The 25,292-nt window shown below is 67.3% G+C and carries 23 protein-coding genes and 1 pseudogene; 6 read left to right on the top strand and 18 right to left on the bottom strand.

Going from position 1 to position 25,292, the window contains the following annotated elements; genetic code table 11:
- From DIR46_RS23515 to DIR46_RS23500, 4 genes are all read right to left on the bottom strand, one after another.
- A complete protein-coding gene (locus tag DIR46_RS23515; RefSeq protein WP_109347394.1) occupies positions 1-834 on the bottom strand; it encodes a metallophosphoesterase in 834 nt (277 codons plus the stop codon).
- A 51-nt stretch (positions 835-885) separates the two neighbouring features.
- On the bottom strand, positions 886-3,171 hold the full coding sequence (locus DIR46_RS23510) for a catecholate siderophore receptor Fiu (protein WP_109347393.1): 2,286 nt from the start codon (positions 3,169-3,171) through the stop codon (positions 886-888).
- A gap of 233 nt (positions 3,172-3,404) precedes the next feature.
- On the bottom strand, positions 3,405-5,234 hold the full coding sequence (locus DIR46_RS23505; protein WP_109347392.1) for a DUF885 domain-containing protein: 1,830 nt from the start codon (positions 5,232-5,234) through the stop codon (positions 3,405-3,407).
- 154 nt (positions 5,235-5,388) lie between these two features.
- Positions 5,389-5,760, bottom strand: coding sequence for a hypothetical protein (locus DIR46_RS23500; RefSeq protein ID WP_162819610.1), 372 nt, complete (start codon positions 5,758-5,760; stop codon positions 5,389-5,391).
- Between the two features lie 134 nt (positions 5,761-5,894).
- Here DIR46_RS23500 and DIR46_RS23495 point away from each other — a divergent pair, with 134 nt between their 5' ends.
- Positions 5,895-6,845, top strand: a complete 951-nt coding sequence (locus DIR46_RS23495; protein ID WP_109347390.1) for an arsenic resistance protein — start codon at positions 5,895-5,897, stop codon at positions 6,843-6,845.
- Here the strand turns inward: DIR46_RS23495 and DIR46_RS23490 are convergent.
- The 6 genes and pseudogenes from DIR46_RS23490 to ccoN form a co-directional block, all read right to left on the bottom strand.
- Positions 6,826-7,362, bottom strand: coding sequence for a FixH family protein (locus DIR46_RS23490; protein ID WP_229446381.1), 537 nt, complete (start codon positions 7,360-7,362; stop codon positions 6,826-6,828). The two genes, DIR46_RS23495 and DIR46_RS23490, sit on opposite strands and share 20 nt — an antisense overlap.
- A gap of 39 nt (positions 7,363-7,401) precedes the next feature.
- On the bottom strand, positions 7,402-8,811 hold the full coding sequence (gene ccoG / locus DIR46_RS23485) for a cytochrome c oxidase accessory protein CcoG (RefSeq protein WP_109347388.1): 1,410 nt from the start codon (positions 8,809-8,811) through the stop codon (positions 7,402-7,404).
- The gene (gene ccoP / locus DIR46_RS23480; RefSeq protein WP_109347387.1) at positions 8,808-9,776 is read right to left on the bottom strand and encodes a cytochrome-c oxidase, cbb3-type subunit III; all 969 of its coding nucleotides are present in this window, start codon (positions 9,774-9,776) and stop codon (positions 8,808-8,810) included. Before ccoP ends, ccoG begins: the two co-directional genes overlap by 4 nt.
- 1 nt (position 9,777) lies before the next feature.
- Positions 9,778-9,948: a cbb3-type cytochrome oxidase subunit 3 gene (locus DIR46_RS23475; protein ID WP_109347386.1), complete on the bottom strand. Its 171-nt coding sequence runs from the start codon at positions 9,946-9,948 to the stop codon at positions 9,778-9,780.
- A gap of 13 nt (positions 9,949-9,961) precedes the next feature.
- Positions 9,962-10,575: pseudogene (gene ccoO, locus DIR46_RS23470) on the bottom strand (cytochrome-c oxidase, cbb3-type subunit II).
- Between the two features lie 18 nt (positions 10,576-10,593).
- On the bottom strand, positions 10,594-12,054 hold the full coding sequence (gene ccoN, locus DIR46_RS23465) for a cytochrome-c oxidase, cbb3-type subunit I (protein WP_109347385.1): 1,461 nt from the start codon (positions 12,052-12,054) through the stop codon (positions 10,594-10,596).
- A 256-nt stretch (positions 12,055-12,310) separates the two neighbouring features.
- Between ccoN and DIR46_RS23460 the strand changes: the two genes are divergently transcribed.
- Complete coding sequence (locus tag DIR46_RS23460) at positions 12,311-12,709, top strand: TraR/DksA family transcriptional regulator (protein WP_109347384.1); 399 nt, start codon at positions 12,311-12,313, stop codon at positions 12,707-12,709.
- A 42-nt stretch (positions 12,710-12,751) separates the two neighbouring features.
- Here DIR46_RS23460 and ccoS read toward each other — a convergent pair whose 3' ends face one another.
- The 6 genes from ccoS to DIR46_RS23430 all read right to left on the bottom strand — a co-directional run bounded on the left by ccoS (position 12,752) and on the right by DIR46_RS23430 (position 20,392).
- Complete coding sequence (gene ccoS, locus DIR46_RS23455) at positions 12,752-12,907, bottom strand: cbb3-type cytochrome oxidase assembly protein CcoS (RefSeq protein WP_109347383.1); 156 nt, start codon at positions 12,905-12,907, stop codon at positions 12,752-12,754.
- A gap of 3 nt (positions 12,908-12,910) precedes the next feature.
- The gene (locus DIR46_RS23450; protein ID WP_109347382.1) at positions 12,911-15,385 is read right to left on the bottom strand and encodes a heavy metal translocating P-type ATPase; all 2,475 of its coding nucleotides are present in this window, start codon (positions 15,383-15,385) and stop codon (positions 12,911-12,913) included.
- Positions 15,382-16,161, bottom strand: coding sequence for a sulfite exporter TauE/SafE family protein (locus DIR46_RS23445; RefSeq protein ID WP_109347381.1), 780 nt, complete (start codon positions 16,159-16,161; stop codon positions 15,382-15,384). The genes DIR46_RS23450 and DIR46_RS23445 overlap by 4 nt, the downstream gene beginning before the upstream one ends.
- Before the next feature lie 10 nt (positions 16,162-16,171).
- Positions 16,172-17,632: an oxygen-independent coproporphyrinogen III oxidase gene (hemN, locus tag DIR46_RS23440; protein WP_229446380.1), complete on the bottom strand. Its 1,461-nt coding sequence runs from the start codon at positions 17,630-17,632 to the stop codon at positions 16,172-16,174.
- Between the two features lie 153 nt (positions 17,633-17,785).
- Positions 17,786-18,754, bottom strand: coding sequence for an IS1595 family transposase (locus DIR46_RS23435; protein ID WP_109347380.1), 969 nt, complete (start codon positions 18,752-18,754; stop codon positions 17,786-17,788).
- 78 nt (positions 18,755-18,832) lie between these two features.
- Positions 18,833-20,392: a methyl-accepting chemotaxis protein gene (locus DIR46_RS23430; RefSeq protein WP_109347379.1), complete on the bottom strand. Its 1,560-nt coding sequence runs from the start codon at positions 20,390-20,392 to the stop codon at positions 18,833-18,835.
- A gap of 166 nt (positions 20,393-20,558) precedes the next feature.
- Between DIR46_RS23430 and DIR46_RS23425 the strand changes: the two genes are divergently transcribed.
- A complete protein-coding gene (locus DIR46_RS23425) occupies positions 20,559-21,782 on the top strand; it encodes a metal-dependent hydrolase (RefSeq protein ID WP_109347378.1) in 1,224 nt (407 codons plus the stop codon).
- A 94-nt stretch (positions 21,783-21,876) separates the two neighbouring features.
- On the top strand, positions 21,877-22,272 hold the full coding sequence (locus DIR46_RS23420) for an MAPEG family protein (protein WP_109347377.1): 396 nt from the start codon (positions 21,877-21,879) through the stop codon (positions 22,270-22,272).
- On the opposite strand, the gene DIR46_RS23415 is transcribed toward DIR46_RS23420, so the two are convergent.
- Positions 22,269-23,069: a ThuA domain-containing protein gene (locus DIR46_RS23415; protein WP_109347376.1), complete on the bottom strand. Its 801-nt coding sequence runs from the start codon at positions 23,067-23,069 to the stop codon at positions 22,269-22,271. The genes DIR46_RS23420 and DIR46_RS23415 overlap by 4 nt on opposite strands.
- A 203-nt stretch (positions 23,070-23,272) precedes the next feature.
- Between DIR46_RS23415 and DIR46_RS23410 the strand changes: the two genes are divergently transcribed.
- Positions 23,273-24,106 (top strand): universal stress protein, encoded by an 834-nt coding sequence (locus tag DIR46_RS23410; RefSeq protein WP_109347375.1) that lies wholly within the window; start codon positions 23,273-23,275, stop codon positions 24,104-24,106.
- Positions 24,107-24,135: 29 nt separating this feature from the next.
- The gene (locus tag DIR46_RS23405; protein WP_109347374.1) at positions 24,136-24,609 is read left to right on the top strand and encodes a hemerythrin domain-containing protein; all 474 of its coding nucleotides are present in this window, start codon (positions 24,136-24,138) and stop codon (positions 24,607-24,609) included.
- A 3-nt stretch (positions 24,610-24,612) separates the two neighbouring features.
- Here DIR46_RS23405 and DIR46_RS23400 read toward each other — a convergent pair whose 3' ends face one another.
- Positions 24,613-25,155, bottom strand: a complete 543-nt coding sequence (locus DIR46_RS23400) for a flavin reductase family protein (protein WP_109347373.1) — start codon at positions 25,153-25,155, stop codon at positions 24,613-24,615.
- Positions 25,156-25,292: the final 137 nt, after the last annotated feature.

Genomic DNA, 25,292 nt, shown 5'->3' with positions numbered 1-25,292 from the left:
TTACAGCTCGATCACGAGCTCGGGACGAAAGGCCTCCTGCTCGCCCTTGCTCAGGTAGCCCAGCGGGTTGGCCACCACGCGGCACGACCAGGAGTGGGGGCCGTCGCGGCCCTCGACCACGTAATCGTTCAGGCAGTGCAGGTGGCCGTGCATCCACAGCTGCGCGTGCTTGAACAGGCCGTCGAGCGCATTGCAGAAGCCCGCCGTGCCGGGCGTGAGGCCGTAGCGCGGATCGGCGCTCATCAGGCTCGGCGCGAAATGGGTGACCACCGCCGTCTTGCCGTCGAAGGGCGTGGCCAGCGCCGCGCGCAACCAGACCTGGCAATCGAGCGACATGGCGCGGATGCCCTCGGCCAGCACCTGCTCGCCATCCTTCAGCGTCGTGTTCTTGCTCAGGTAGTAATTCGCCGCGCGGAATGCCTTGCTACGCTGCTGCATCTGTTTGGTGAGGTCGGTGTCGCGCAGCGCCAGGGCATCGAAGTCGCTCCACAAGGTGGTGCCGATGAAGCGCACGTGATCGATGACGACGATCTCACGGTCAAGCCAGACGATGCCGAGCCGTTCGCAGATGGCGCGCAGCCGCGCATGGGTGGCGTCGTGGTCGAGCGAATCGAATTCGTGGTTACCGGGAATGAACAGCATCCGCTTGCCGGCCAGCGCCGGCAACGCGGGAGAGAAGCGCTCGAGTCCGAAATCCTGGGTTTCCAGGCGCGAGCCGGGCTGGTAGGAGCCGATGTCGCCGGCCAGCACCACGACGTCGGTGTCCGGCAGGATGTGCGGCTGGAAGCCGGGATAGCGTTCGAGGTGCAGGTCGGAGAAAAGCTGTATGCGCATGGGCTCCGAGTATACAGCAGGCGCCGCCCGGCTTCAGGCGGCGCCAGCGCATCAGAAGCGCACGTTCGCCGTCAGGCTGGCCGAGCGCGGCGTGCCCGGCGTATACCGGTAGCCGCTCTTGTTGATGGCCGAGACGTACTTCTCGTCGCCGATGTTGTACACGTTCAGCCGCAGGTCGACGTTCTTGCTGACCTTGTAGCCGACCATGGCGTCGAACACCCAGTACGACTCGGTGTAGGCCGGGGTGCCGATCGCGCCGTCGGTGCCGCGCGCCAGCTTGTCGGAAAAGCGCGCGCCGCCGCCGATGCGCAGGCCCCATGGCAGGTCGTACGAGGTCCAGGCGGTGAACGACTGCTTCGGCGTGTAGGTCAGGCTGTTCTCGCCGGCGGCGGTGACGTTGCGGCCACGCTCGACGCTGGTGTCCATGTACAGGTAGCCGGCGCTGAGCAGCCAGTGCGGCGCCAGTTCGCCGGTGGCGCCCAGTTCCACGCCCTGCACCCGCTTCTCGCCGGTCTGGTAGTACTGCAGGTCGGCCGGATCCTGCTCGACCTCGTTCTCGACGTCGGTGCGGAACAGCGCGGCCGACAGCGACAGCTTCGATTTCAGCAGGTCGAGCTTGCCGCCGACCTCGGTGGTGACCGTCTTCTGCGGATCGTAGATCGGGTTCTGGGCGCTGTTGGCGTTGCCCGATACGGTGAAGCTGCCGCCCGGCGGCTGCTTGGAGCTGGCGACCATCGCATACACGCTGCTGTTGGCGGTCGGCTTGTACAGCGCCGACAGCTTGCCGTTGACGAGGTTTTCACCAACCTTGAAGCGGGTCGGGGTCAGCACGTTATTGGTCAATGCCACCACCGAATAATCGCCGCGGAAGTGGTCGAGGCGCACGCCGCCATTGAAGATCCAGCGCTCGCCGACCTTGACGGTGTCGAACACGTAGACGCTCTGGGTGTCGACCTCGCCCTCGTTGTAGGCGCCGGTGCGGCGCACGTTGACCGGCGTGGTCGGCGCCTGGTTCGGATCGGGGTGGTAGATGTTCGCGGCGGGCAGCGTGCCCAGGCCGGTCAGGCCCCAGGTGGTCTGGCGTTCGCTGGTGATCTCCAGGCCCGTCACCAGGGTGTGCGACACGGCGCCGGTGTTGAACTGGCTGGTCAGGGTCGTGACGTTGGTGAGGATCTTGTTTTCCTGGTCCTTGCCGGTACGGATGCTGCGCGCCAGGGTCCAGGTGCCCGGATCGCCCTGCACCGGCGTCGCCAGGTTGGCGGCGCTGGTGAGGAAGGCGGTCAGCAGGTAGTCCTGGCTGGTCTTGCCGTAGCGGCTCGTGTTCTGCAGCTTCATGGTCGGCGAGAAGTCGTGCTCGATCCGCACGGTGGCCATGTCGGCCTTGACGTCGTCGTAGTCGTCGACCGAGCCATAGAAATTCTTCGGGTCGACCTTGGGAGCATCGGCGACCCAGGGCCGGGTACGGTCCGGGCTGGTGTAGCCGGGCAGGCCGATCACGAATACGCCGCCATCCGGGATGTTGTTCTGGTCGACGTGCAGGTAGTCCAGGTGCACGCGGGTCGGGCCGTTCAGGCCGAAGCCGATGCTCGGCGCCACCGCCCAGCGCTTGTTCTCGACGACGTCGCGCGCCGCGCTGCCAGAATCCTGGGCCAGCACGTTCAGGCGCACGGCGATGCCGCGCTGTTCATCCAGCACCTTGTTGACGTCGGCCGTAATGCGCTTCTGGTCGCCGCTGCCGCCGGTAACCGCGGCGGTCACCAGGTCGGTCATGTTCGCCTTCTTGGTCACCAGGTTGACCGAACCGGTCGGGGCGCTACGGCCGTTGTCGGTGCCGGCCGGGCCTTTCAGCACGTCGATCTGCTCCAGGTTGAACACGTCGCGCGAGATCGAGCCGATGTCGCGCACGCCGTCGACGTAGATGCTGCTGGAGGTGTCGAAGCCGCGCATGAAGATCGCGTCGCCGGTATTCGTGTTGCCGTTCTCGCCCAGGAAGAAGGCGCCGACGCCGGGGGTGTTGCGCAGCGCCTCGGTCAGGGTCAGCGCGCCCTGCTGCTCGAACAGCTCCTTCTTGATCACCTGGATCGTCTGGGCGGTGTCGACCAGGCGCTCGGTGTACTTGGGCGACGAGGCGTTCTCGGCGCGGAACGGATTCTCGTAGGCGCCGACGACTTCGACGGTCGATTGCGGGGCGATGGTGGCCGGCGCTGCGGTGGCGGTGGCGGCAGCGGTGGCATCGTCGGCTGCGTGCGCACCAAGCGGCAGCAGGGCCGCGGCCAGGGCGGTGCCCGCGAGCTGGCTGCGGGTGATGGGGTGCTTGCGGCTTTTTATTGCTTTCATGGCGAGGCGGTCTCTCAGAAGTGATATGTGGTGAAACACTGCAAGTAAAACAATGATTCTACCGAGAACGTCATTACATGTAAACGATAATCATTATCATTCGCGTTCGCGCCACACTCTTGACCGGGTTCGCATCAACCCTTTGCCAGTAGCAGAAAGCAAACGTCCCCGCTGATGGCGGGGACGCTGTTCGACGGTACGGCATGCGGCGCCTCACCGCATGCCTGCCGACATCAGCTCTTCTTTTGCTGCGCGATCCAGTTATCGACCAGCTCGCCCAGCACGTCGAGCGGCACCGAGCCGGCGCCCAGCACCAGGTCATGGAAGGCCGGCAGCGAGTATTTGTCGCCCAGTTCCTTCTGTGCTTTCTCGCGCAATTCCAGGATGCGCAGCATGCCGATCATGTAGGCGTTGGCCTGGCCCGGCCACACGACGTAGCGCTCGGTTTCCTGCGCGCCGATGCCGTAGTCGATCGCCTGCTGGCGGGTCCAGCCCTTGGTGTGCAGGCCGGTGTCGACCACCAGACGGCGGGCGCGGAACAGTTCCGAACCCAGGGCGCCCAGGAGGCCCGGGACGTCGTCCTTATACCAACCCTGCTCCACCGCCAGGCGCTCGGTGTACAGCGCCCATCCTTCGGAGTGCGCGCTGCCGCCGCTGAAGATGCGCTGGCTGCGGAACTTCGGCAGGTCGCTCATCTCCTGCTGGATGGCGAGCTGGAAGTGGTGGCCCGGCACGGCTTCATGGTAGGCCAGGCTGCGCATGCGGATCATGTCGAAGGTCGGGCCGCGCAGCGGCACCCAGAAGATGCCCGGACGGCTGCCGTCCGGCGCCGGCAGGGTGTAGTGGGCGGCGGCCGACGGCTCGGTCAGCGGCGGCACGCGGCGCACGTCGACCGGCGCGCGCGGCTTGAGGTTGAACAGCGAAGCGCTCCTGCGCTCGGCGTCGCGCACCATCTCGTTGTAGCTGGCGATGATGGCCGGGCGCGGATCGCCCTCGCCCTTCGGCTGGAAGCGCGCGTCGAGCTGCTTCATGCGCGTCTCGATATTCCCTTCGGCCAGGCCCAGCGAGCGCAGATGCTTGTCCATCTCGGCCTCGATGCGCGCCACTTCGCGCAGGCCGATGGTATGGATTTCGTCGGCGGTCAGCTGGGTGCTGGTGAAGTTCTCGATCGCGCGCTTGTAGGCGGCGGCGCCGTTCGGCAGGCGCGAGATGCCGGCCACGTCGCCGGTCTTCGGATGGAGCTCGGCCATGAAGGCCTGCACGCGGGTGTAGGAAGGACGGATCTTCTGTTCGACGATGCCGGTCGCGCGCGCGATGGCGGCCGTACGCGCCTCCGGCGACAGGTCCTTGATCTCGGCGGTGCGCTGGGCCAGCGTGGTCACCAGCACGTTCTCGGCGGCGGCAGGCTTGAGGAAGTGATCGACCTGGAACTGGGCGCGCTCGAGGATGAAGCGCGGCGGGATCATCTGCTTGGCAGCCGCCCCCTTGGCGCGCACCAGCGCCTCGTCCAGACGGGTGCCGACCTGGTCCAGACGGGCCAGGTAGCTGTCGACGTCGGCGGCATTGCGCATCGGGTGGGTGTTGGTCATGAAGTTGACCAGTCCGATCTGCGGACCGCTGAACTGCGAGAACACGAAGGAATGGTCTTCGAACGGCTCGTTGGCGATCACGTTCTGCAGCGACCAGCGCATTACCGCCGCCGAGATCTTCTGGGTCTCGTTCAGCGGCTGCGACTTGAAGCCGTCGAGGCGCTTGAGCCCTTCGCGCGCCATGGCGACCGACTTCTTGCGGTGCGCAGCGGTCAGCGGAGTCAGTTCGCGGTCCAGCCTGGCCTGCTCGGCGCCGCTGAAGTACTGGGTCGAGGTCGCCAGCTGCGGGCTCAGGCGCACCCAGTCCTCGGCAAACTTGTCGCTCCACGCGTCGAAGGCTTTATAGGGGGCGACGGCGGCGGCCTGGGTGGCGGCCGGTGCGGCGACGGCTGGCAGCGACGCGCCGGCGAGCATGGCGGGGATGAACAGGGCGGCGATGGTGGCGCGCAGGCTGCGCTGGCGGATCGATGGCATCTTGGGTGTCTTCCTTGTAGTTGATTATCTGCGGCCGCAGCTGATGGATGCGGCAATTGCCGGCAAGGAATCTAACATGGAAGTAAACAGATCGACAACGCCGGTGTTGTCCGGCGGCGTACGTACGGCGCCGACAGGGACAGGGCGTGCTCAATCATCGGACGGTACCGGCCAGGCGCGCCGTGGCGATCATCCGGTCCTTGAGTTCGATCTCGCCGCAGTAATACAGCACCGCCGCGCCAAGGCAGGCCAGCACCTTCCACCCCAGCAGCAGGCTGCCGACGCACACCACCGCGGCGCCGATGGCGAGCCTGATGGCGAAGCTGCGGCGCGTCATGCCGAACACCTTGCCGCGGTAGGGACGCTGGTGGAAGAACACCACGAACAGCAGCCAGTAGGGAATCGCATACACGAAGTACAGCAGCGCGCCGATGCCCAGCGCAAAGCCGATGAAGGGCACGCGAAACGCCAGCATCCCGAGGACGCCGATCGCCAGCCAGTACAACAACAGGTTCCGATACCGCACTTCCTCTCCCGCTGAATCGCATTGGACGGCATCTTACCTCACGACCGCCTCGGGGTCGGCCCGCGCTCCGTATAATCCCGCCTGGCGAGTTTGCACGGGCTTGCCATCCTCCACGAAGAAAGCGACGACACCACATGCAGCACATCAGGGACAAGCTGGAAAACAATCAGATCGCCATCTATTTCGCGACAGTGGCGTTGGCCGCGCTGGCAGCGCTGGCGCTGCCGGGGACGACGGCGCTGGAGTCCGCGGTCAATCCTGCCCTGACCCTCATGCTGTTCGTGACCTTCCTGCAGGTGCCGCTGGCCGAGTTGGGACGCGCCTTCGCCAACACCCGCTTCCTCGGCGCCCTGCTGGCGACGAACTTCATCGTCATTCCCCTGCTGGTCGCCGGCCTGCTGCCGTTCGTGCCGGACGATCCGCTGATTCGCCTGGGCGTCTTGCTGGTGCTGCTGGCGCCCTGCATCGATTACGTGGTGACGTTTTCCCACCTCGGCCGCGCCGATGCGCGCCTGCTGCTGGCGGCGACGCCCGTCCTGCTGGTGGCGCAGATGCTGATGCTGCCAGTCTATCTGCGCATCCTGCTCGGCATTGGCGCGGCCGGCCTGGTCCAGCCGGGCCCATTCATCGACGCCTTCGTGTGGCTGATCGCCGTACCGCTGCTGCTGGCGGTCGCGCTGCAGCTCTGGGCCGCACGCAATCAGGCCGGCGCGCGCGCATCGACCGTGCTCGGCCTGCTGCCGGTGCCGGCGACGGCGCTGGTGCTGTTCATCGTAGTGGCGTCGGTGCTGCCGCAGCTCGGCCAGGCACTCGATGCGGCGCTGCGGGTGGCGCCGGTCTATGCCGCCTTCGCGCTGCTGGCTCCCCTGGCCGGGTGGCTGGTGGCGCGCCTGTTCCGGCTGGCGCCGCCCGCTGGCCGTGCCGTCGCCTTCAGCGGCGCCACCCGCAACTCGCTGGTGGTGCTGCCGCTGGCGCTGGCCGTCCCGGGCGCGGTGCCGCTGCTGCCGGCGATCATCGTGACGCAGACGCTGGTGGAGCTGGTCGCGGAGCTGGTCTACGTGCGCCTCATCGCGCGTCTGGGCTAGCGTCGGCCTCGATCACGAGCGACGCCTGCTTGGCCGGGCTCCAGCTGCGCGCCAGCCGCCAGTCGCGCGCCGCGCCCTCCACCACCGCCTGCCAGTGGGTCGCCTCGAGGACCGGCAGCGCGGCCGAGAAGCGGCCCTGGGCGTCGGGCAGCGCCTCCAGCTCCAGGTCGCGCTCGGGCAGGGTCGGATGCGCCAGCCGGATGTGGAATGGCGCCACCACCGGCTGGCCGCCGCTGGCCAGGCGGCCGTTCAGGCGCCCCGCCTGCGCATCGTGGCTGGCCTCGAAACTGAGCGCCAGCCCGGTGGCGACGCGGTCGCGCCGCAGGTCCTGGTTGATGGCCTTGCCCTGCTTGTAGTAGTCGGCCACCACCATCGCATCGGGCTGCTGCGCGCCGAGCCAGGCCGAAACGCCGGTGCCGATCATCACGGCCACCGGGCCGATCATCAGGAACCACGGCCAGCGGTGCTTGTACCACGGCGCCGTCTGCTGCGGGAAGTTGGGGTTGGTCGCTTGCATATCCTTCTCCTTGCTCATATCGGCCTCACTTCGAAACGCTCATTTAGGTACGATAAAGGCCGCCCCTTCGCTCACGCTCAGGTCCGGATCGCTCAGCGAGCGCACCGTGAATTCGATCATGTTCGTCCCCGGCTTGCCGGCGCCCTGGTCGATGCGCACCCGCACCGGCACCGCGCGCGTGGTGACTCCCTCGATCGCGATCGCACCAATGTCCGCCACCGTGGCCGAGGGGATGCCGCTCACGCTCACCTGCAGCGTCTGCGGCGCTTCGCTGGTGTTCATCACCTGGAGCCGGTACACGTTCTCGATGCGGCCATCGTCGACTTCGCGCCCCATCGAGCCGCGGTCGCGGATCACATCCAGCTTGAGCGGGTTGCGCAGCGCCAGCGAGGTGCCCATCGCCGCCACCAGCATCGCCAGCACCGCGCTGTAGACCAGCACGCGCGGGCGCAGCATGCGGCGCCGGATCTCGGGCGCGCCGAGCTTCCGGGCCAGCCCGTTCTCGGTCGCATAGCGGATCAGGCCGCGCGGTTTCTGGACCTTGTCCATCACGATATTGCAGGCATCGACGCAGGCGGCGCAGCCGATGCACTCGTACTGCAGCCCCTTGCGGATGTCGATCCCGGTAGGGCACACCTGCACGCACAGGCTGCAATCGATGCAGTCGCCGCTATTGCCGGCGAGCGCCTGGGCTTCGCCCTTCCTGCGGCCGTTGCGTGGCTCGCCGCGCGCGACGTCGTAGGTGACGATCAGGGTGTCCTTGTCGAACATCGCGCTCTGGAAGCGCGCATACGGGCACATATACTTGCAGACCTGCTCGCGCAGCCAGCCGGCGTTGCCGTAGGTGGCGAAGGAATAGAACAGGGTCCAGAAGGTTTCCCAGGGCCCCAGGCCGAAGGCCGCGATCTCGCCGCCCAGCGAGCGGATCGGGGCGAAGTAGCTCACAAAAGTAAAGCCGGTCCACAGCGCGACCGCGCCCCACGCCAGGTGCTTGGCGCCGCGCTTGGCGACCTTCTCCGCATTCCATGGCTGGCGCGCGAGCCGCATCTGGCTGCTGCGCGAGCCTTCGATCTTGCGTTCGATCCAGAGGAAGATCTCGGTGTAGACCGTCTGGGGGCAGGCGAAGCCGCACCACACGCGGCCCGCCACCGCCGTCACCAGGAACAGGCCATAGGCGCACACGATCAGCAGCGCCGCGAGGTAGATGAAGTCCTGCGGCCACAACACCACCCCGAACAGGTAGAACTTGCGGCTGGCCAGGTCGAACAGGACGGCCTGGCGGCCGTTCATGTTCAGCCACGGCAGGCCGTAGAACAGGAGCTGCGTCAGCCAGACGCAGGCCCAGCGCAGCGTCGCATAGCGGCCCTTGATCTCGCGCGGGAAGATGTCTTCCCGCGCCGCGTACATGCGAACGATCGCTTCGCGCGGCGCTCCAGCAGGGTCGGTCATTTTGCCGCCGTCGCTTTCGTCGCGTTGGAGGCAACGTGTGCAGATACGGGCGCGGTCGGATTCGACAGGCTCCATACATAGGCCGCCAGCACGTGGACCTTCTCTTCGCCCAGGAAGTCGCCGAAGGCCGGCATGGTGTTGGAGCGGCCCTTGCGGATCGTCTCCATCACGGTCTCCACGCTGCCGCCATACAGCCAGGTCTTGTCGGCCAGGTTCGGCGCGCCCAGCATCGTGTTGCCCTTGCCTTCGGCGCCATGGCAAGCCACGCAGGTGGCGAACTTCGGCTTGCCGAAGGCGACCTTGATCGGATCGGCCGACAGGCCAGACAGCGAACGCACGTAGTGGGCCACGCTCTCGACGTCCTTGTCCGAGCCCAGCGCCGCGCCCATCGGCGGCATCATGCCGGTGCGGCCGTTCATGATCGTGGTCTTGATGATGTCCGGCTCGCCGCCATGCAGCCAGTCGCTGTCCGCCAGGTTGGGGAAGCCTTTGCTGCCGCGCGCATCCGAGCCGTGGCACTGCGAGCAGTAGGTCAGGAACAGGCGCTCGCCGATCGCGTGGGCCTGCGGATCGGCCGCCACCGCTTTCAGGTCGAGCTTCCTGTACTGCTCGAACAGCGGACCGTATTCAAGCTTCGCCTGCTTCAGCTCGGCCTGGTACTCGCCCACCTGGTTCCATTTCAACGTGCCGCGCCAGGCTCCCAGGCCCGGATACAGCACCAGATAGAAGACAGCAAACAGGATCGACAGCCAGAACAGGATGATCCACCAGCGCGGCATCGGCGTGTTCAGTTCCGTGAGGTCTTCGTCCCACACGTGGCCGGTGGTCTGCTGCGGCTTGCCGTCGGCATCGAGCCTGACCTTGAACCTGGACTGCGACCAGAGCAGGATGCCGCAGCCGGCGATCGACAGGATCGTTATCGCCGCAACGTAGTAGTGCCAGAAATCGTTGAAGAAGTCGGCCATGTCAATGCTCCCCGCCTTCGTTGGTGTCGTCGGCGAACGGCAGATACGCCGCCGCGTCGAAGTCGCTGCCCTTGTGCAGCAGGTAGGTCCAGCCCACGATGCCCATGAAGGTCGCGAAGCTGATGACGGTCATGACGCTGCTGGCGTCGTCGAATAGTTGTTGGAGTGCCATATCGGTTCCTAGCTCAGTTCCTCGTCTTGATCTGGGTGCCCAGCCCTGCAGGTAGGCGACCAGCGCGTCCTGCTCGGTCTTGTCGACCAGGTCTTTCGGTGCTTCCGCGATCTCGGCGTCGGTATAGGGCACGCCGACGCGCTGCAGCGCGCGCATCTTCGGCATGATCTCGCCCGGGACCAGCTTCGTCCTGGCCAGCCATGGATAACCCGGCATGTTCGACTCGGGCACCACGTCGCGCGGATTGTCGAGGTGGGTGCGGTGCCATTCGTCGCTGTAGCGGCCTCCCACGCGCGCCAGGTCGGGGCCGGTGCGCTTGGAACCCCACTGGAACGGGTGCTCGTAGACCGACTCGCCGGCCACCGAGTAGTGGCCATAGCGCTCGGTCTCGGCGCGGAACGGCCGGATCATCTGCGAGTGGCAGCCGTAGCAGCCCTCGCGGATGTAGACGTCGCGGCCGGCCAGGCGCAGCGGCGAGTACGGCTTCAGGCCGGCGACCGGTTCGGTGGTCGACTTCTGGAAGAACAGCGGCACGATCTCGACCAGGCCGCCGAAGGAGATGACCAGCAGGACGAGGCCGATCAGCAGCCACACATTCTTCTCGATCCACTCATGGGTGAATTTCATTGCAAACTCCTGGTTTCTTTAGGCTGGGACGACGTGCCCGGTGTCAATCACGCCGCGCGGATTCTTCGGCCCGAGCGGGATCGGGACGTCGACGCTCCTGGTGCCGCGCATCGTCATCCAGGTATTCCAGGCCATCAGCACCATGCCGCACAGATACAGCGCGCCGCCGGTGACGCGGATCACGTAGTACGGCCAGGTGGCCTTGACGCTCTCGGCGAAGGTATAGGTCAGGGTGCCGTCGGCATTCACAGCGCGCCACATCAGGCCCTGCATCACGCCGGCGATCCACATCGAGGCGATGTAGAGGACGACGCCGATGGTGGCGACCCAAAAATGGGTTTCAACCATGGAGACGCTGTGCATCTGTTGTTTACCGGCGACGCGCGGGATGATGTAGTAGATCGAGCCCATGGTGATGAAGCCGACCCAGCCCAGGGCGCCGGCGTGGACGTGGGCGACGGTCCAGTCGGTGTAGTGCGACAGCGCGTTGATGGTCTTGATCGACATCATCGGGCCCTCGAAGGTGGCCATGCCGTAGAACGACAGCGAGACGATCATGAATTTCAGCAGCGGGTCGGAGCGCAGCTTGTGCCAGGCGCCCGACAGGGTCATGATCCCGTTGATCATGCCGCCCCACGACGGCGCCAGCAGGATGATCGAGAACACCATGCCCAGCGATTGCGTCCAGTCGGGCAGCGCGGTGTAGTGCAGGTGGTGCGGACCGGCCCACATATAGGTGAAGATCAGGGCCCAGAAGTGCACGATCGACAAGCGGTACGAGTACACCGGACGTTCGGCCTGCTTCGGAATGAAGTAATAGACCATGCCCAGGTAGCCGGCGGTGAGGATGAAGCCGACCGCGTTATGGCCGTACCACCACTGGATCATGGCGTCCTGCACGCCCGAGTACACCGAGTACGATTTCATCAGCGAGGCCGGCGAGGTCATGCCGTTCACGATGTGCAGGATGGCCACCGCCAGGATGAAGGCGCCGAAGAACCAGTTGGCGACGTAGATGTGCCTGACCTTGCGCTTGACGATGGTGCCGAAGAACACCACGGCATAGGCGACCCAGACGATGGCGATCAGGATCGAGATCGGCCATTCGAGTTCGGCGTACTCCTTGCCGCGCGTGAAGCCCATCGGCAGCGTGACCGCGGCGCACAGCAGCACCGCCTGCCAGCCCCAGAAGGTGAACGAGGCCAGCTTGTCCGAAAAAAGGCGGACCTGGCAGGTGCGCTGCACCACGTAGTACGACGTGGCGAACAGGCCGCAAATGCCGAAGGCGAAGATGACCGCGTTGGTGTGCAGCGGACGCAAGCGTCCGTAGCTGAGCCATGGGATGTCGAAGTTGAGCGCGGGCCAGGCCAGCTGGGCCGCGATGAACACCCCTGCCGCCATGCCGATCACGCCCCACACCACCGTCGCAATGGCAAACTGGCGCACGATCTTGTAGTTATAGTTTAGACTTCTGTCCAAGATGCTCTCCTGAAATGACACGATTGAGTGACAGTCAGGAGTGTGCGTTTACGAACCTCAAAAATCCTTGATGTGTATCAAAATGTTCCTTGATGGATAGAGTGGAGGGAACGTCTGTCTTTGCCTCGTTGTGCTCAGAGCTGCGACGCTTTCCTCCACGATTCCACGGGTATCGTTTTGAGATGAATCATGTCCAAAACTAGACGGCCCGCCATAGTCCGGGGGGCTTTTCCTCACTAACCAATAAGGAATCGCTATGCCGCCTCTTTCCCAATCCGTTCACGAAGAAATGTCCAGGCGCCTGAACGCAGCGCGTGAAGACCTGCTCGGCGCCGTTCGTGCGCGCACCACGGCCGACGAGGGCGACGCCCCGACGATCGGCCCGCTCGCGCATGAAGCACAAGGCGACGACCGCAATACCGCCGAGATGATCGGCCACGACGAAGTCCACCTGGCCGAACACGATGCCAACAAGCTGCACGAGATCGACGTCGCCCTCGGCAAGCTCGAGGCTGGCGGCGCCGGCATCTGCGAGTCGTGCGGTCGCGAGATTCCCGACGCGCGCCTGCTGGCCACCCCGACGGTGCGCACCTGCATCGAATGCCAGGACCGCATCGAGAAAGAAACCCATACCGGACGCGGTCCGTCCATGTGACCTCCCGGCGCCGGGATGGACGGCCAAGCCGTCCATCCCGTGTCAAGCATCGCCACCCCGATCATCGTCTTGCAAGACGCGATACGCCGGCCCCTCCAGATCGTCGAACTGCCCGCTCTCGGCCGCCCCGAAGAACACCCACAAGGCCACCCCCACCACCACCACGCTGAGCGGCACCAGCAAATACAAGGCTTCCATCGTCTAGTCCTTTCGCAAGCGCAGCGCATTGAGCACGACCACGGCCGAACTGGCCGCCATGCCGATCCCCGCCAGCCAGGGATTCAACAAACCCGTCGCCGCCGCCGGAATCGCCGCCACGTTGTAGACCGTGGCCCAGGTCAGGTTCTGGCGGATCACCGCCAGGGTGCGGCGCGCCGTATCGAGCGTGTCGGCCAGCGGCGCCAGGCTCTCGCCCATCAGCACGCCGTCGGCATGCAGTTGCGCCAGTTCGGCCCCGCGGCCCATCGCGAACGAGACGTCGGCCCCGCGCAGCACCGCCGCGTCGTTGATGCCGTCGCCGACCATCGCCACGATCGCGCCGTCCTGCTGCAGGCGCCGCACATAGGCCAGCTTTTCCTGCGGCAGCTTGCCGCCGATGGCGATCGGGATGCCCAGGCGGGCCGCCACGGCCTGCGCCGCGTGCTGCTCGTCGCCGCTGAGCACGATCACCGTCTTGCCGCTGGCGCGGATGCGGCCCACCACGTCGGCGGCGTCGGCTCGCAGGCCGTCGGCCAGGTCGAAACGCGCCAGCCAGCCTTCGCTGTTGCCGAGCCAGACCGAGGTGGCGCCCACCGGCGCGGCGGCGCGCGCCACGCCGCCGGCCACGCCGGCGACCCAGGCGGCGCTGCCCAGTCGATAGTAACGTCCATCGACCCAGCCCTCGACGCCCTGCCCGACCGTGAATTGCGTGCGTTCGGCGCGGGCGGATTCGCCGGGCGAAGCCGCAGTGACTGAAACGGCGGCCTCGCGGATCCCCAGCGCCAGCGGATGCGGATTGTCTGCCTCCAGCGCGGCGGCGATGCGCAGGCAGGCGGAGCCGGCCAGGCGGCCCACCGACAGGGTCCGGCGCAGCACCGGGCGGCCATGGGTGAGCGTGCCGGTCTTGTCGAACACCACGTGGGTGGCGCGGTCGAAAGTTTCCAGCGTGTGCGGCTGCACCGACAGCACGCCACGCCTGAGCAGCCGGTCGGTGGCGGCGGCCAGCGCGGTCGGCGTGGCCAGCGACAGCGCGCACGGGCACGACACCACCAGCACCGCGATTGCCACCTGCCAGGCCCGGGCCGGATCCACCTGCAGCCAGGCGAAATAGGCCAGCACGGTCAGCACCAGCAAGCCAAGCACGAACCAGGCTGCCACCCGGTCGGCCCACAGGGCCAGCGCTGGTTTACCCTGCCCCGCGCGTTCGACCAGCCGCACCAGCATCGAAAGCAGGCTGTCGTTGGCGGTCGAGGTGACGCGCAATACGATGGCGCCGGCCACATTGACCGCGCCGCCCGGCACCAGGTCGCCCACGCCGCGGCGCTGGGTGCGGCTCTCGCCCGTCAGGAGCGCCAGGTCGACCTCGGTGTCGCCCTCGACGATCATGCCGTCGGCCGGCGCCGCCTGGCCGGCGCGCACCAGCACCAGGTCGCCCACCCGCAGGCTGCCAGCCGTCACCAGCTCGATGTCGTCATCCCCCTTGCGCAAGCGCGGATCGCCGCGCAGGCGCAGCGCCGACGGCGGCAATCCCTGCTGCAGGCGCTCGAGCGCGCCGGCCGCCTTGCGGCGCGCCCCCAGTTCGAGGTAGCGACTGCCCAGCAGCAGGAACACGAACATGGTCACCGAATCAAAGTACACGTCGCCCTGCCCCGATATCAACGCATGCAGGCTGCCGCCGAAGGCGGCGCCGATCCCGAGCGCGACCGGCACGTCCATGCCAGGCATGCCGCGCCGCAGGTCGCGCCAGGCGCCGCTGAAGAAGGGCTGGGCCGAATACAGCACCGCCGGCAGGGTCAGGAAGAACGAGGCCCACTGCATCAGCGCCGTCATCGCGGCGTCCATCGTGCCCTCGTCGGCCATGTACACCGGCACCGCATACATCATCACCTGCATCATCGACAGGCCGGCCACGAACAGCTGGCGGAACAGCTTCTTGCGCCCGCGCTCGAGCTGCTCGCCGTGGCGCCGCGCATCGTAGGGGTAGGCGGTGTAGCCGATCGCGCCCAGGCTGCGCAGGATGCTGCTCGGGCGGCAGCCGGACGGATCCCAGCGCACGAACAGGCGCTCGGTGGCCACGTTCAGGCTGACGTCCAGCACCCCGGGCAGGTTTTGCAGGCGGCGCTCGATCAGCCACACGCAGGCGGCGCAGCGGATCCCCTCCACCGTGAAGCTGGCCGAGCCATCGACATCGCCGTCGTCGACCAGGTCGAGCTCGGGCGCATTGGCGGCCTTGAGGTCGGCCTGGGCGGCGTAGGCGCTGCGGGTCGCGTAATAATCGGCGAAGCCGCCGTCGACGATGGCCTGGGCCGCCGCCGCGCAGCCGGGACAGCACATGCGCTCCACATTGCCGCCGATCGTGGCTTGCCAGGCGCTGTCATGCGGCACCGGCAGGCCGCAATGGAAGCAAGCGGCCGACTGTGCGCGCGCCGCGGTCGCGCCGGCCGCATCGCGCAGCGCTTCCTTGAGGACGGCGCTCATGCCGGGCCCCCAAGGCACAGCTCGTGCATCCAGCCGGCCGGCAGGCCGCCGGCAGCGCGTGCCAGGCCGAGGATGCCGAAGGCAAGGATCGCCAACCCGCAGCACAGGCGCACGGTCCGCCGGGCCATCAGGACGCGCAGCCGGCCGCCCGCCAGGCCGAGCGCGGCGAGCATCGGCAGCGTGCCCAGGCCGAACGCCAGCATCACGCCGGCGCCCCCCAGCGCCGAGCCGCTCAGCATGGCCGTCACCAGCACGCTGTACACCATCCCGCACGGCAGCCAGCCCCACAGCGCGCCGAGCGCGAACATGCGCACGGCGCCAGCCCTGGCGCCGTTCACCCGCCGCAGCAGCGGGGCGAGATGGCGCCACAAGGCCTGGCCGGCCTGCTCGACGCGGACCAGGCCGCGCCAGGCGTCCATCAGGAACAGCCCCAGCGCCACCAGCATCAGGTTCGCGGCCCAGTAGAAGCCCGCCTGCAAGGCCGGCAACGAGGCCAGCGAAGCCGCGCTGCCGGCCAGTCCCCCAGCCAGTGCGCCAGCCGTCATGTAGCTGGCGATGCGCCCGGCGTTATAGGCCCCGACCCAGGTCAGCGAGGCGCCCGCGCTCGCGGCGCTGCTGCGCACCGGCAGCGGGAAAGCCGGTTCCCGCAAGGCCGGGGCAGTCGGGTGCGGGCGCGGCAGCGACAGCGCGCCGACGATCCCGCCGCACATGCCGGCGCAGTGCACGCTGCCGGCCAGGCCGACCAGGAACACGGGAAACAGGCTGGCGCCGCTCATGGCTGGCCTTTTACACGGTTTGTGAATGGCGCGGGCCCTCGCCCGGCCGGGCAAGGTAGCGGTCGAACACCATGCACACATTACGGATCAACAGGCGACCCTTCATCGTGACGGTAAGCCACTCCGGCCCCACCTGGACCAGGCCATCGTCCTGCATCTTGAGGAGCAGCGCCAGCTCGCCGGCGAAATACTGGTCGAAGGCGATCGGGAACGCCTGCTCGATGGCCGGGATCGACAGTTCGAACTGGCACATCAGCTTCTGGATGATCGCGCGGCGCAGCGCGTCGTCCATCGACAGGCGGATGCCGCGCTGTACCGGCAACTCGTTCTGGTCGATCAGGTCGTAGTATTCGTCGAGCGTCTTGACGTTCTGGCTGTAGGTTGCGCCCACCGCGCCGATGCTCGACACGCCGCACGCCACCAGGTCGGCGTCGGCATGGGTCGAGTAGCCCTGGAAGTTGCGGTGCAGGCGGCCCTGGCGCTGGGCCACGGCGAGGTCGTCGTCCGGCTTGGCGAAATGGTCCATGCCGATGTACACGTAGCCGGCCGCCCCGAGGCGCTCGATGCACAGCTGGAGCATCCTGAGCTTGGTGTCGCTGTCCGGCATGTCCTGTTGCTGGATGCGCCGCTGGGGCTTGAACAGGTGCGGCATGTGGGCGTAGTGGTAGACCGAGATGCGGTCCGGGCTGGCCGTGATCACCTTGTCCAGGGTTTGCGTCATGCTGGCCAAGTTCTGCTTCGGCAGGCCGTAGATCAGGTCGATGCTCACCGAACGGAAACCCGCGGCGCGCGCGGCGTCGATGATCGCCACCGTTTCAAGCTCGGGCTGGACCCGGTTGACCGCCTTCTGCACGTCCGGGTCGAAATCCTGCACGCCCAGGCTGATCCGGTTGAAACCCTGGCGCCGCAGGCTGTGCACGCGTTCGGTTGAGACGGTGCGCGGGTCGACCTCGATCGAGTACTCTCCGCGCTCGTCGGGCGCGAAGCTGAAGCAGCGCCGCAGGTGGTTCATCAGCTCGCCCATCTGCTCGTCCGACAGGTAGGTGGGGGTGCCGCCACCGAAGTGCAGCTGCTCGACCTCGTTCATGCCGGCAAACAGCAGACCCTGCATCTCGACCTCGCGCTTCAGGTAGGACAGGTAGGTCGCCGCCTTGTCGCGGCGCCTGGTGACGATCTTGTTGCAGGCGCAGTAGTAGCAGACGCTTTCGCAGAATGGAATGTGCAGGTACAGCGACAGCGGACGCTTGCCGCGGGTGCGCACGCTGGCCACCGCGTGCAGGTAGTCGCGGTAGCCGAAGTCAGGGCTGAAGCGATCGGCCGTCGGATAGGAAGTATAACGGGGGCCGGACTTGCCGAGCCGGGCCAGCAGGTCGCCATCGAATTCGACGACCGGGTGGAGCACGATGGCGGGTTGGGACGGGACCTGCGCGGGGACCGGCACGGGGGGCGCCGCTTGCACTTCTGCGAACATGACTGAGGTACTCCAGCTGCTGGCCAATTTGCGGAAATGCAAAGTGGCACGATTAGCTGTCAGTTTATTGATCTGCTTCACGCGAATCCTTGACATGCATCAAATATGGAAGAGTTGACCTAGCCGCCATGTTTGAACTTGGCGCTGTTCTCGTTATCTGTTGATGACTCCGAATACGATTCGCAGCAATTGCTCGACAGAAGAGACTCGCCCGCCATCGAGCGCCCACTGCCAGCCGAGATAGTTGGATAACCAGCGCGACGCCACGCCATGGAAGCGCAACAGCCATTCCTTGAAACGCCGGTGGTAGGCGTTCACGTTCTGCACATGGATGGCGCCCTCGGCGCCGCTGCGGACCCGTTTGCCGGCGCCGAGATTGACAGCCTGGTGCGCAATGCCATGCGCTTGGGCGAAGGCGCGATAGGCGGCATTGGCGTCGGTGACCAGCAGCGCTTGCGAATCGAGTTTCGGCAGCAGGTGCTTGATCAGTTGGGTCACCTTCAAGGGGCCGCGGCCGGTAACGGCGTCGATGGTCTGCCCTCTGCGGTCGCGCGCCACCAGGATGCAATCGAGATGATGCGAAATACCGCGCAGGGCGGCACTGCCGCCGCGCTTGCGCGGCTGGCGATCGAGCTTGCGTGAACCCTTCTGCGATTCGAGCAGGAACGTTTCGTCGGCCTCGACGATGCCGACCAGGCGCTCGGGCCGGTCGTCCTTGACCCGGTCGAGGAAGCGGTGGCGCCAGCGAAACGTCGTGTTCGGGTGCACGCCTACCCGTTTGGCAGCAGAACGGACCGTGCGGGAATCGAGCACCGCTTCCAGGTAATCGAGCCACTTGCCCTTGTGCCTGAGCCGCGCCAGCGGCGTGCCGGTCAGGTCATTGAAGGTGCGGCCGCACGCGCGGCAGCGATAGCGTTGCAGGTCGTTTGCCTGGCCATGGCGGTGGCAACGCTCGCAGCCGCAATCCGGGCAGCAGCGCCCCATTGACCGGATCTCGCCGATGAGGACGACCACCCGGTCGAGCCCGGCAGCCGGATGCAGGGCGGCCAGCACCTGTTGGCGCTGCGGCTGGTTCAGTTGAGACAGTCGATCGCACAGCTTTGTTAAGTTCGGCGCTTTCATCGTGCGCTCCCAGTCGATGGCGACCGGGATTGGACCGCGGGTCAGCTCGGCAGTTCAATGCTCATCCATATCTAACGATTACAGCGCCTTGAACTTGAACACCGACAAAGCCAGCGACAGGCGGGCCGCTTCATCGGCCACGCTGCTGGAGGAGACGGCCGATTCCTCGACCTGGGCGGCGTTCTGCCGCGTGATCGCGTCCAGCTCGCTCATGGCGGCATTGACGCCCAGGATGTCCCGGGCCTGTTCGCGGCTGGCGGCAGTGATCGCGCTCATGATGGCGGCCGCCTCGGCCACCTGGTCGACCACCGCGCGCATGGTCTGGCCGGCCTGGCCGACCAGTTCGGCGCCCTCTCCCACGTGGCCGCTGGAGACCTCGATCAGTCCCTTGATCTCCTTTGCGGCGCCGGCGGTGCGCTGGGCCAGGCTGCGCACCTCTCCGGCCACGACGGCGAAGCCGCGTCCCTGCTCGCCTGCCCTGGCCGCCTCGACCGCTGCGTTCAGCGCCAGCAGATTGGTCTGGAAGGCGATGCCGTCGATCAGACCGATGATGTCGCCGATGCGGTTGGCCGAGCCGCTGATCCGTTCCATGGTCTGGCCGATGCGCTGGGCCGCCTGGCCGCCCTGGCCGGCCACCGTGGTGGCGGCCAGCACCATGCCGTCGGCCTGCACCGCGCTGTCGGTATTGCGGCCGGCGGCGCGCGCGATATTACCCAGGCTGCTCGCGGTCTGCTCCAGGCTGGCGGCCTGGGCTTCGGTACGGCTGGCCAGGTCGGCATTGCCGGCGGCGATCGCGCGGGTGGCGAGTTCGATCGAGCTGACGTTGTCGCGCACGTCGCCCATGATTGCCGTCAGGTTGACGTTCAGCTGGCGCAGCGCCAGCTGCAGGCGGCCGATCTCCCCGCCGCCAGGCGCCGGGACGGGACGCGCGAGGTCGCCGCCGGCCAGTGCATAGACGGTCGCGACGGCATCCTGCAGAGGCCGCGCGATGCTGCGGTTGAGCTCATACCAGACCGCCAGCGAGGCCAGCACGCCGGCGCCGGCCAGCATGCGCCAGGCCGGGCCATCCGCGGCGGCCCCGAGCGCTGACAACACCAGGGCCTGCCCGCCCATCATCCAGCCCAGGCGCTGGCGCAGCGGCAGCTCGCGCAGGGCGGCCAGCAGATTCAGACGCCGGCGCCAGCCGGTGCGCACCACCTGGCCGCGCACGATGCCGAGGCCGCGCGCCTGCCCGGCGCGGATCTGACGGTACAGCCGGTCGGCCTGCTCGATCTGCTGGCGGGTGGGCGCGGTGCGCACCGACATATAGCCGGTCACGCGGCCGCGCTCCTGGATCGGCACCACGTTCGCCACCACCCAGTAGAAATCGCCGTTCTTGCGGCGGTTCTTGACCAGGCCGGTCCAGGGGTCGCCCGCCTGCAGAGTCGCCCACATGTCGGCGAAGGCCTCGGGCGGCATGTCGGGATGGCGCACCATATTGTGGGCCTTGCCCAGCAGCTCGCCTTCGCTGAATCCGCTGACGTCGACGAAGCTCGGGTTGACGTAGGTGATGCGACCCTTGGTATCGGTCTTCGAGACGATCGACTGTCCCGCCCCCATCACGTATTCGTTCCCGGTGACTGGCTGGTTGTTGCGCACTGTGCTCTCCTGTTATTGCTTGTAAGAAAATATAATTTCTTGCATTCTAACGACGAGGAAATGCGAAAAATATGACCTGCATCAAAAATGCGATGGTCCACCGTGGTATGTAACCAAGAGAATCTTGATTTACTTCAATATCTTGCTTTCACGGTAAACTTGTGGGATGGACAATCTCACTCACTCCCTGGTGGGCCTGGCGCTGGGCGAACTCGCCGACCGCGCCCTGCCCGCCCATCCCGATCCCCATCAAGCGCGCACACGGCGCCGCGTCCTGCTCGCCACCGGCGCGCTGGCCAGCAATTTTCCCGACCTCGACCTGATGCTCACGCCCTTGCTGGCGCCACCGCTCGGCTATCTGCTGCACCACCGCGGCCATACGCACACGCTGCTGTATGCCCTGCCCCAGATCGCGCTGCTGCTCGGCCTGCTATGGCTGCTGTGGCCGGGGGCGCGGCGCCTGATGCGCGACGACCGCACGGCGCGCCGCGCGGTGCTGGCCACCGCCGCGCTCGGGATGGTGCTGCACCTGTCGCTCGACTTCCTGAACGTGTATGGCGTGCACCCCTTCCACCCGCTCGACTCGCGCTGGCTGTATGGCGACATGGTGTTCATCATCGAGCCGGTGTTCTGGACCGCGCTCGGGGTGGCGCTGGCCTTGCTGGTGCCGAACCGTGTGCTGCGCTGGCTGTTCGCGGCCCTGATCCTGGCCGCACCGGTGCTGTTTACCTATATGGGCTTCCTGCAGTGGGGTTCGCTGGCCGGCCTGCTGACGGTGGCGGCTGTCGTGGCCGTGATGGCGCGCCGTGGCGGGTCGGCCGGCCTGGTCGCCGCGATCGTGGCCTGCCTGGGCTTCATCGCGGTGCAGGGCGTGGCCGGCCACCTGGCGCGCGAGCAGATCCGGTCAGCGCTCGCCCAGCTCGAGCCGGGCAGCCGCATCCTCGACATGCCGCTGTCGGCCTTCCCGTCGAATCCCCTGTGCTGGTCGTTCGCGGTGATCAGCGACAACGGCGGCGCCGGCAGCTATGCGGTGCGCATCGGCGCGCTGAGCCTGGCCCCTGGCGTGAGCGACGTCGCCGCCTGCCCGGCGCGCTTCGGCGGCGAGCCGGGCGCCGCCGAGCGAACGCTGTCGTGGAAGTACAAGGAAGACGGCAGCCTGGCCGGCCTGCGCGCGCTGCGGCAGGATAACTGCCACTTCGACGGCTGGCTGCGCTTCGCGCGCGTGCCCTCGCTGATCGACGGCAAGGCCACCGATATCCGCTTCAGCGCGCCCGGGGCCGATAATTTCTCGACCCTGCCGTATGCGGAGATGGCGGACCGGCCCTGCCCGGCGCCGGCCCTGGTGCCGCAATGGGAGCGGCCGCGCCAGGACTTGCTGGATGGGCGATGAACGTCGGGCCCGGGTAGATCGTTAAGCAGAGCGGGATTTCACGCCTGATGCCGTATGATCGAATGCAGCCGCCACCGCCCGGAAAGGAAGATTGATGACCACCGAACTCACCCTGCTGGCCTGGACCCTGGTGCTGGCCCTGGTCCAGATCCTGCTGCCCTCCACCCTGCGTACCCAGGAGACGGGCGCGCAATACAACTTGGGCGCGCGCGACGGCGCCGCGCCGCCGCCGCGCCCGGTGACGGCCCGCCTGCAGCGCGCCCAGGCCAATCTGTTCGAGACCCTGCCGCTGTTCGCGGCGGCGGTGCTGATCGCCCACGTCTCGGGCACGCACGGCGCGCTGACCCTGTGGGGCTGCTGGCTCTACCTGCTGGCGCGCATCGTCTATGTGCCGCTGTACGCGGCCGGCATTCCGGTGCTGCGCACGCTGGTCTGGATGGTGTCGGTGGCCGGCCTGGTGCTGATCCTGGTCGCGCTGCTGTCGGCCTAGCGCGCTGCGCGGGGCCCGGCCTGGCCGGGGCCGATGCCGCGCCCGGTCGCCGCCCAGTAGATGCCGCCAAACAGGTGATGCAGGAAGACCGGATCGCGGTAGGTTGCCGCCATATGGCCCATTCCGGTGTAGAAGGCGCGGCCGCCGTCGTGGTACTGGTACCAGCTGATCGGGTGGAAGGCGCCCATCCCCTTGCCCACGCGGTCGGGCCAGGTCGTCTGCGGACGATAGCTGCTCTCGTCCACGCTCAGCAGGTAGACCAGGTCTTTCGAGCGCGCCGGCCCGAACTCATACCATTCGTCGGTGACCAGGTTGCGCGGCGCGAAGCGTTCCATGCCGGGAAAGTTCGCGTCCTCGACCTTCACGACAGCGGTCTGGACCGCGGGATGGACGTGGAACATATGTCCCACCATTCTGGTGTACCACGGCCAGTCGTACTCGGTGTCGGCCGCGCTGTGCACGCCGACATAGCCGCCGCCGCGCCGGATGAAGCGCTCGAAGGCCGCCTGCTGGGCTGCGTCGAGCACATCTCCGGTGGTAAGCAAAAAGATCACCGCCTGGTACTTCGTCAGCTCGGCATCGTTCATCACCCGCCCGGCGTCGGCGGTCCAGAACACGTCGAAGTCATGCAGCTTGCCCAGTTCCTGTACCGCCGTCACGCCTGCGTGCACGGCATCGTGGTGCCAGGCGGTCGACTTGGTAAACAGCAGCACATTGAACTGGGCCCCCCGTGCCGGGGAGGCAAAGGTGAAAGCGACCGAGCAGGCGAGGACGAGGGAGGCAAGCGAACGGATCATTGGCGTGGACGGTCAAGATGGCGAGGCGGTCAACGCTAATCCTTCACTTCTTGCTTGTCAACAAAACCATTCCAGCTTAGGCAGCCGCGATATTTCACCCCTGTTTGATCGAGATCAAGCGTGCGCCTGACATGCTCCCTTGCGCGGCGTATAGTCAAACGCCGTGCCACGTTCCAGTATCGCGTCCGAACGGAGTCATCAACATGCTCAAGACCATACTCGTCCATGTCGACGGCGGCCCCTGCCAGGAGAGCCGCCTGCGCGCCGCCGCGCTGCTCGCCGGCGCGCACGACGCCCACCTGGTCGGCAGCGCCGCCACCGGGCTGTCGATGGCCAGTTATGCGGTACTCAACGGTTCGATGGCCATGCCGGTCTCCAACCGCGAATTCCAGGAACTGCGCGACGCCGTCGCCACCCTGCTCGACGATTTCGTGACCCAGGCCGGGCGCCTCGGCATCCACGGCGCCGAGGCGCGCATGGTCGAAGACGCCGACCGCGACGGCCTGCTGCTGCAGGCGCGCTATGCCGATCTGGTCGTGGTCAGCCAGGACCATGGCCGCAGCCGCGCCACGACCGCACGCGGCCTGCCCCAATACCTCGCCCTGCACGGCGCCCGGCCGGTGCTGGTGGTGCCCGACAGCTACCACGGCAAGCCGATCCCCGGCGACGCACTGGTCGGCTGGGACGGCAGCATGCCAGCCCAGCGCGCGATCAACGCCGCCCTGCCACTGCTGGCCCAGGCCGGCACCGTGCACCTGGCGCTCGTTAACCCCGACCTGCAATCCGGCCTGCACGGCATCGAGCCGGGCGCCGACATGGCCCACTACCTGGCGCGCCACGGCCTGAAGGTCGACGTCGCCGTCGCGCATACCCGCGCCACGGAGGGCGAGGCCCTGATGGACATGGCGCGCGACTGCCACGCCGGGCTGATGGTCACCGGCGCCTTCGGCCACAGCCGCTACCGCGAATGGATCCTGGGCGGCGTCACGCGCGACGTGCTCGACCACGCCCCGGCGCCGCTCCTGATCGCCCATTGAATCCTCACCCACTTGCCACTATTTCCGCCATGACATTCCACCACTATCCAGGAGGCAGCGCCGGCGCCATCGGCGCCGCGATCCGTCATGCCCGCCGCCACCTGTGCGCCCGCCTGGCCGAGACGGCCGACGGCAGCTGCACGCCGGACGACCGCTTCGCGCACGCCTTCCGCGCCATCGTCACCGCCGTCGAGGTGGAGTTCCGGCACGAGGAACTGGTGATGGAATCGCTCGACTACGCACGCCTGCACGAGCACCGCGCCGAAAACGCCACCATCCTGGCCGCCCTGCACCGCGCCATGCCACTGGTCGAGGATGGCGACGTCACGCTCGGCCGCCAACTGGTGGCGGCGCTGCTCGACCTGCTGTCGCTGCACCGGATCAGCACCGACCTGGCGCTGGCCACGGCGCCGCATGCGCCGGCCGGCCGCGCCGGCGGGCGGGTGCCGCGCATCCTGCTGCATCGGGGCGGGCACGCGGGCTGGCGCTCGCGCCACCATTAAAGGTCACTTCAGGCCAGGGCGCTGGCGCCGGATCACCTTGCCCGACACCATGAACGTGCCGTCGCCCTTGTAATGCAGGGTTTCGGGATGGCGCGGCCGCGCCGCGGCGCGCGCCGCCACCACTTCCCAGATAAAGAAATCATGGCGCCCGACCAGGCTGTCGTCGTGCAGCCGGCACTCGAACTGGGCGTGACACTCGCGGATCGACGGCGCCGCCACCTGCTCGCTTTCCTCCGGCGTGAGGCCGAAGGCCGCGAACTTGTCGATCTCGGCGCCGGTGGTCGAGCCGACGCCCAGCACCGCCTCGAGCTGGCGCGTTGTCGGCAGGTTGATCACGCATTCGCCGCTGGCGCGGATCAGGCCGTGGCTGTGGTTGGCGGACGAGATCACGCAACCGATCAGCGACGGACTGAATTCCATCACCGTGTGCCATCCCATCACCATCACATCCCGTTCGCCGGCGTGGCTCGAGGTCACCAGTACCACCGGTCCCGGTTCCAGGTAACGCCGCACCTCGTGCAGCGGCAGGTCTTGCTTGCGTGCCATCCGTCCTCCGTCGTGGGCCCGTCCGTATTATCGCCCCGCCCCGACGGGCCCGGCGTACGCTTGCCGGCGCTGCACGCGACAGCAGAAAAATTCTAGCGCCGGCGCGCGCCGGGGACGGACAATCCGACAAGATACGA

The organism is Massilia oculi (assembly GCF_003143515.1).
Classification (GTDB): domain Bacteria; phylum Pseudomonadota; class Gammaproteobacteria; order Burkholderiales; family Burkholderiaceae_D; genus Telluria; species Telluria oculi.
This window is presented reverse-complemented; position numbering and strand designations above follow the sequence as displayed.

Coding starts and splice junctions, on each gene's coding strand:
- DIR46_RS23515 (WP_109347394.1), bottom strand. CDS start 834: ATGCGCATACAGCTTTTCTCCGACCTGCACCTCGAACGCTATCCCGGC.
- DIR46_RS23510 (WP_109347393.1), bottom strand. CDS start 3,171: ATGAAAGCAATAAAAAGCCGCAAGCACCCCATCACCCGCAGCCAGCTC.
- DIR46_RS23505 (WP_109347392.1), bottom strand. CDS start 5,234: ATGCCATCGATCCGCCAGCGCAGCCTGCGCGCCACCATCGCCGCCCTG.
- DIR46_RS23495 (WP_109347390.1), top strand. CDS start 5,895: ATGCAGCACATCAGGGACAAGCTGGAAAACAATCAGATCGCCATCTAT.
- DIR46_RS23490 (WP_229446381.1), bottom strand. CDS start 7,362: ATGCAAGCGACCAACCCCAACTTCCCGCAGCAGACGGCGCCGTGGTAC.
- ccoG (WP_109347388.1), bottom strand. CDS start 8,811: ATGACCGACCCTGCTGGAGCGCCGCGCGAAGCGATCGTTCGCATGTAC.
- ccoP (WP_109347387.1), bottom strand. CDS start 9,776: ATGGCCGACTTCTTCAACGATTTCTGGCACTACTACGTTGCGGCGATA.
- DIR46_RS23475 (WP_109347386.1), bottom strand. CDS start 9,948: ATGGCACTCCAACAACTATTCGACGACGCCAGCAGCGTCATGACCGTC.
- DIR46_RS23460 (WP_109347384.1), top strand. CDS start 12,311: ATGCCGCCTCTTTCCCAATCCGTTCACGAAGAAATGTCCAGGCGCCTG.
- ccoS (WP_109347383.1), bottom strand. CDS start 12,907: ATGGAAGCCTTGTATTTGCTGGTGCCGCTCAGCGTGGTGGTGGTGGGG.
- DIR46_RS23450 (WP_109347382.1), bottom strand. CDS start 15,385: ATGAGCGCCGTCCTCAAGGAAGCGCTGCGCGATGCGGCCGGCGCGACC.
- DIR46_RS23445 (WP_109347381.1), bottom strand. CDS start 16,161: ATGAGCGGCGCCAGCCTGTTTCCCGTGTTCCTGGTCGGCCTGGCCGGC.
- hemN (WP_229446380.1), bottom strand. CDS start 17,632: ATGTTCGCAGAAGTGCAAGCGGCGCCCCCCGTGCCGGTCCCCGCGCAG.
- DIR46_RS23435 (WP_109347380.1), bottom strand. CDS start 18,754: ATGAAAGCGCCGAACTTAACAAAGCTGTGCGATCGACTGTCTCAACTG.
- DIR46_RS23425 (WP_109347378.1), top strand. CDS start 20,559: ATGGACAATCTCACTCACTCCCTGGTGGGCCTGGCGCTGGGCGAACTC.
- DIR46_RS23420 (WP_109347377.1), top strand. CDS start 21,877: ATGACCACCGAACTCACCCTGCTGGCCTGGACCCTGGTGCTGGCCCTG.
- DIR46_RS23415 (WP_109347376.1), bottom strand. CDS start 23,069: ATGATCCGTTCGCTTGCCTCCCTCGTCCTCGCCTGCTCGGTCGCTTTC.
- DIR46_RS23410 (WP_109347375.1), top strand. CDS start 23,273: ATGCTCAAGACCATACTCGTCCATGTCGACGGCGGCCCCTGCCAGGAG.
- DIR46_RS23405 (WP_109347374.1), top strand. CDS start 24,136: ATGACATTCCACCACTATCCAGGAGGCAGCGCCGGCGCCATCGGCGCC.
- DIR46_RS23400 (WP_109347373.1), bottom strand. CDS start 25,155: ATGGCACGCAAGCAAGACCTGCCGCTGCACGAGGTGCGGCGTTACCTG.